The sequence below is a fragment of the Acutalibacter intestini genome (genome assembly GCF_034334985.1).
In the GTDB taxonomy this organism is placed as follows: domain Bacteria; phylum Bacillota; class Clostridia; order Oscillospirales; family Acutalibacteraceae; genus Acutalibacter; species Acutalibacter intestini.
Genome location: NZ_JAWXXL010000075.1, coordinates 1 through 5,462, shown reverse-complemented (window position 1 = coordinate 5,462; position 5,462 = coordinate 1). Strand labels below are relative to the sequence as shown.

The window sequence follows — 5,462 nt, the reverse complement described above, 5'->3', positions numbered from 1 at the left end:
ATACGCAGAGCGAGGTCCTACAGTATGTAAAGGAAGAGGATATTAAGTTTATCCGGCTGGCTTTTTGCGACGTATTTGGCCGGCAGAAGAATCTTTCCATCCTGCCGGGGGAGCTGCCCGGGGCCTTTGCCCAGGGAATTCCCTTTGACGGTTCCTCCATTGCGGGCTTTGGGGACCAGGCCGGTTCAGACCTGCTGCTGCACCCGGACCCCGATACCCTGGCGGTGCTGCCCTGGCGGCCAGAGCACGGCAGGGTGGTGCGCATGTTCAGCGGCATAAGCCTGTCCGGCGGGGGGGATTTTCCCGGCGATACCCGGCGGCTGCTGCAAAGGGCGGTGGAAGCGGCGGAAAAACTGGGGCGCGGCTTTTCCTTTGGGACCAAGCAGGAGTTCTACCTATTTAACCTAGACCAAAATGGGCAGCCCACTTTGGAGCCCTACGACCAGGCGGGATATATGGACATTGCCCCCGAGGACCGGGGGGAGAATATCCGCCGGGAAATTTGCCTGACCCTGGAACAGATGGGCATTGTGCCAGAGCGCTCCTACCACAAAGAAGGGCCGGGCCAGAATGAAATCGACTTCCGCGACTCTGACCCCCTGACCGCCGCAGACAACGCCATGACCTTTCGGACCGTGGTAAAAACAGTGGCAAGGCGCAACGGCCTCTGGGCGGATTTTTCACCCAGGCCCCTTCCAGACCGGCCTGGAAACGGCTTTCCGATCAGTCTGTCCGTGGGCTTGGAGCACAGCGGCGACCTTTGCCCCATCATTGCTGGGATACTGGAGAAAGCGCCGGAGATGACGGTCTTTCTGAATCCCACGCAGAGCTCATACGCGCGGTTTGGCCAGTATAAAGCCCCCGGGGTTATCGCCTGGTCCAGCCAGAACCGTTCTCAACTGGTGCGCGTTTCCCCCGGCCCTGGGGAATCCCGGCGTGTCGAGCTGCGCTCCCCAGACCCAACGGCCAACCCGTACCTGGCTTTGGCGCTGATGATACAGGCGGGCCTTTACGGCGTCCGGCAGGGCCTGGAGCCGCCTATGGCAGCGGACGTAGACCTGGATAAGGCGCCTCCCGAAGTACTTGCCCGGTACCGCCCGCTGCCGGAATGTTTGCCAGAAGCCCAGCGCCTGGCCTGGCAGGGCGCCTTTATCCGGGAGCATCTGCCCGCTTGTGTGCTGGAAAGCTTCTGCAAGCGGTGATCCTTGACAAAAGAGGGGAGATGATGGTACTGGAAGAGCAGGTCTATCATATGCTGGTGATATCCGGCCAGGACAAATTCAATCGGGCGCTGCTGGGGGTTTTACCCGGCGTATTCCGGGCCCACACCTGCTTTGCCAAAAGCATCAGCCAGGGGCGGGGGCTGCTTGCGGACAGGGCCTTTGATTTTGTGCTGGTGAACTCGCCCCTTCCAGACGGCGCCGGGCTGGGGTTTGCCGTGGATATTAGCGGGTCCCGGGAAAGGGTGGTGGTACTGATGGTCCGGGCGGAGCTTTGGGGCGAGGCCTACGCCAGAACCGCGATACACGGGGTGTTCACCCTGGGAAAACCCCTGTCCAGGCCCGGCATGGACCAGGCCCTTCGATGGATGGTGAGCGCCCGGGAAAAGCTGCGGCAGGTGGAAAAGAGGACCCTTTCCCTGGAGGAGAAGATGGCGGAAATACGCCTGGTAAACCGGGCCAAGTGGATTCTGATCGAGTCCTGCGGTATGGATGAACCCCAGGCCCACCGGCATTTGGAAAAACTGGCCATGAACCACGGCGTTACAAAAGGACAGGCGGCTCAAAAGATTCTGGAAGGGGAGTTTGTATGAAAACACGGTTTTTACTTGGCCGGGACATCTCCCAATTCCCCGTATGCCCCCAGCGTAATGCACCCTATAGATAACGGAATTGCTTAACCCCACTACCGGAAAACACAAGTCAAAAGCAAAATAACGAAAACCGAAAGGATAGGGCCCCACCAGCTTGAACCGACCCCGTCAAGAAGGCAGAGAAAAATTTAAAGGAAGTTTATAGCGTAGCGGCGCTGTGGCAAAGAGAGATTCAGGTATGTACCACTGTTGACGTATTCAGGGCTTTTTGCCACCCTGTGATTCTCATTATACCGATTTTTCCCTGGCCCACAAGTACGCACTTTTTTGTGGGGTAGTATAGTGAAAAGCAACCCGCCCTCTTGACAGGGCGGGTCTAATACAATACAATTGGAGTGTAACATGATATTTTAAAGTATTGGAGGCTGACGTATGCTGACCAAAGAAGAACTCCCCCAGTGCCCAGTGGCCACCACCGTCCAGCTCATTGGAAACAAATGGAAACTTCTGATTATCCGCAACCTGCATATGCGCCCCTGGCGCTTCAACGAATTGCAGAAGAATTTGGAGGAAATCAGCCAGAAGGTGCTGACGGATTCCCTGTGGGCTTTGGAGTCGGACGGTCTTGTCACCCGTACGGTCTATGCAGAGGTTCCGCCCCGGGTAGAGTATGCGCTGAGCGAGTTGGGAGAGACCATGCGGCCTATTCTGGATGCTATGGAGCAGTGGGAGGCGGGGTATAAAGTGATGGCTGGGGAAAGGGGCTGACCCTATTCTTTGTTATGCGGCACAATTTTTGAGGTCGATTTTAGACTTGGCGCGAGGAATTTCCTCAAATCTTTTCTCCTTCTGACCCACACCCCGACCCACACGCGGAAATAAACGGAAACGGCTGGCTACTTCCGGGTAGGAAGTTCCAGCCGTTTTCACTTAACAAAGTTTTACAGAATCAAAACGAGGAGAAAGCATATGAAACTATTCTTAACAAGTAAGATTGGTGCAACGATTCATAAAAATGGTTTACGGATCCCGGGACGAATAGATAATCGCTGGGGGTTTTTGACACATTTTCAGGATGCAGTGAAGTCAACAAAACAGTTGCTTTACATTTCCAGCACCCCGGAAAACAATGAAAAAGTAACGGATTGGTTTTATAATACTATTGCTGCACTGGATAAAGATAAAATCCATTTTGAGAGAAACATTTTGGTCAACGGTCAAAATGCTATGCTCTTAGATGAGTTGATAGAGCAAAGTGACGTGATTTTTCTATCCGGAGGGCATCTGCCGACTCAGAACCAGTTTTTCCAGGACATCAAGCTGAAGGCGCGGTTATCCAATTTCAACGGCGTAATCGTTGCGCAAAGTGCCGGTAGCATGAATTGCGCGGAAAAAGTATATGTGTGTCCAGAGTTGCCAGGCGAAAGTATAGATTCGGATTTTCAGCGTTTTCGGCCAGGGCTTGGGATTACGGACATCAATATCATCCCGCATTACAATGACAACCGAGAGCTGATACTTGATGAGAAAAGACTCTATGAGGAGATTATTGCTCCAGACACATTTCAAATCCCACTATATGTCCTTTCAGATGGAGCGTACTTCTATATACACGATAAAGAGGTTGAAGTTTTTGGAGAAGTTTACCTTTTCAAAGAGGGAAAATGGAAACAGATTTCGGGATTTACTTCATGAGATACGGTCCCAAACAATCTGAAAGCTGGTTTAAGCATGAACCTACCGTGTAATCGTCAGAGCGGGCTAGGTTCAGGTCTTTGATATCTTCTATTGCCGCAGCCAACTTTTCCTTGACCTCTGCCCGGGTCTTGCCCAGCACGTTTTTGATGATGCGCTTGCCGGTAGCGGGATCATAGCCTGCCGTGTAGCGGCCCTCCCAGCAACCGTCTTTGCATTTGCGGATGTTGCCCTCGCCGTTCGCTCTCTTTTTTGCCATAAATCGGCCTCCTTTCCTGACCCCAACACTACCACATATTGTGGACCTATGTCTAGATATTTTTCTGCTGTATTCTTTTGCTTTGCCACTCAAATTTTGAATCAAACTGTTCCTACATATTGTAGTCGTACCTATAATCCTCCCCGCTGAATCTCTGCCCATGGGCCAATTTCTTCAGCGCCTCCCGACTGCGCTGCCTGCTATCAGACCATGTGGGGATGGGCGGCAGCTCTGGTGTGTCCATAGCCTGTTCCAAATAGCGGCCCAACTCAACCGCATTATATGCTATCTCTCCCATCCATCCTTCCCCCGGCTCCCCGCTGCCTGGTGAAAACCCAAATACTTGACGGAAGGTGAACAGCATTTCCAGGTTCTGTTTGAGGAAGGTTTCATCATGTAGACTGCTATCACGGCACCGCCGCCCCTCCGGCGTGATGAAGGTAATGTGCTTTCTGGCGTCTGACCACACCACCTCATAGCCCTCCTGCTCCATATTCATGATGAAGGTTTCCCGGTCAAAAGCGTACTCTAACGCCTCGTTTATCGCGTGGATCAAATCCAATTTCCAACTCTCACTGCGGAAGCCAGCCTGATACTCGCCGGATTTCATGCGCTTTTTCTTGCTATGCCTCTCGGCTTTTTCCAAAACGGAAAGCCCATGTTTCAAACACATCTCATCGTTCACGTTGCGATGTGCCTGCAAGTCCGCAGCATTTTGATGCAGCTTTTTGCCATTCACACAGTTTACAGAGTTCACCACTAGGTGATTATGTAGATGACCAGTATCCAAGTGAGTGGCTACCACCACTTCAAAATCAGGAAATTCCCTCGCCGCAAATTCCAAACCGATGGCGTTTACTTCCTGCGGGGTGAGGTCATCTTCCTCTGGAAACGACTGCACGAAGTGAAAAAACTGCCGCCCGTCTGTCTTGCAGAAACACTTTTTTGCCGTCATCATCTCGGTAAAAGCGCATTGGGGAATACAGTTGTGACCTGTTACAAATTTCAAATCTCCTCACCTGGTTTTACAATCCTGGGCCATATATTTTAGAACGCCTTGCGTTGCACCCATTGTTTGCTTTCTATTTCTGATTGCGATAAGGCAATACCGCAGAATTCTAAGTACCGTATTGGGCAGTCAGATTTTTCTTCAGAGTGTACAGATTGAGCGCCGTCCATCTCACCATTGACCAGCGAACGCTGTGCGCTATCACGGAAAATCTGCAAGCAAGACGGTGCTTAAGGCGCCACCCGCGAATGGTGCGGGGGTGCCTTAAATGTCGCCATCACTCTACCTCCCCGGTTATTCGCTCAAGCTGCGAGCAGATTTTCATGTACGCTGCCACCAATTCTTCGCTCTGCATCACATTGATTCGCCCCATATTCGCCCGTGTAGCGAGCTGATTGAGGTTGCGGCCCTGGGCCTTAAGCTCCGAAAGAATCTCGCCTAACCCGTCCACCTGGACAATTTTCTTTGCCCAATGCACACTGGATAATGTAGTCCGTCATGGTCATCTTGGCTTTCTTAGCCTGCTTCTGGATGGCTGCTTTTTCGCTCGACGTAAGCTTTGCCGTAATATTACTCCCGCTCAAAAAGCTAGGAAAAAGAGAGGAAGAGTGATATAATAGGGATATGGAATATATCGATTTGCGGAAAGTGGGAAAAGAAGGGCTCAAGCAGATACGCAGTCAGGT

7 protein-coding genes and 1 pseudogene are annotated in these 5,462 nt (G+C 52.1%); 4 read left to right on the top strand and 4 right to left on the bottom strand.

Features of this window, described 5'->3' with window-relative positions:
* The 4 genes from U8U68_RS21360 to U8U68_RS21345 form a co-directional block, all read left to right on the top strand.
* On the top strand, window positions 1-1,202 hold a 1,202-nt coding region (locus U8U68_RS21360; RefSeq protein ID WP_322204410.1), incomplete at its 5' end, for a glutamine synthetase family protein.
* A gap of 20 nt (window positions 1,203-1,222) precedes the next feature.
* Window positions 1,223-1,813, top strand: coding sequence for an ANTAR domain-containing response regulator (locus tag U8U68_RS21355; protein WP_322204408.1), 591 nt, complete (start codon window positions 1,223-1,225; stop codon window positions 1,811-1,813).
* A gap of 432 nt (window positions 1,814-2,245) precedes the next feature.
* Window positions 2,246-2,581 carry a winged helix-turn-helix transcriptional regulator gene (locus tag U8U68_RS21350; RefSeq protein ID WP_322204406.1) on the top strand — a complete coding sequence of 112 codons (336 nt, stop codon included), beginning with the start codon at window positions 2,246-2,248 and terminating at the stop codon, window positions 2,579-2,581.
* A gap of 201 nt (window positions 2,582-2,782) precedes the next feature.
* Window positions 2,783-3,508, top strand: coding sequence for a Type 1 glutamine amidotransferase-like domain-containing protein (locus tag U8U68_RS21345; protein ID WP_322204404.1), 726 nt, complete (start codon window positions 2,783-2,785; stop codon window positions 3,506-3,508).
* Window positions 3,509-3,539: 31 nt separating this feature from the next.
* Here U8U68_RS21345 and U8U68_RS21340 read toward each other — a convergent pair.
* The 4 genes and pseudogenes from U8U68_RS21340 to U8U68_RS22735 form a co-directional block, all read right to left on the bottom strand.
* Window positions 3,540-3,767: pseudogene (locus U8U68_RS21340) on the bottom strand (tyrosine-type recombinase/integrase); the annotation flags it as partial.
* Between the two features lie 112 nt (window positions 3,768-3,879).
* Window positions 3,880-4,776, bottom strand: a complete 897-nt coding sequence (locus tag U8U68_RS21335) for a relaxase/mobilization nuclease domain-containing protein (protein WP_322204402.1) — start codon at window positions 4,774-4,776, stop codon at window positions 3,880-3,882.
* A gap of 277 nt (window positions 4,777-5,053) precedes the next feature.
* Window positions 5,054-5,227 (bottom strand): MobC domain-containing protein, encoded by a 174-nt coding sequence (locus U8U68_RS21330; protein WP_322204400.1) that lies wholly within the window; start codon window positions 5,225-5,227, stop codon window positions 5,054-5,056.
* Window positions 5,193-5,360 carry a plasmid mobilization protein gene (locus U8U68_RS22735; RefSeq protein ID WP_437124464.1) on the bottom strand — a complete coding sequence of 56 codons (168 nt, stop codon included), beginning with the start codon at window positions 5,358-5,360 and terminating at the stop codon, window positions 5,193-5,195. Before U8U68_RS22735 ends, U8U68_RS21330 begins: the two co-directional genes overlap by 35 nt.
* Between the last annotated feature and the right edge of the window lie 102 nt (window positions 5,361-5,462).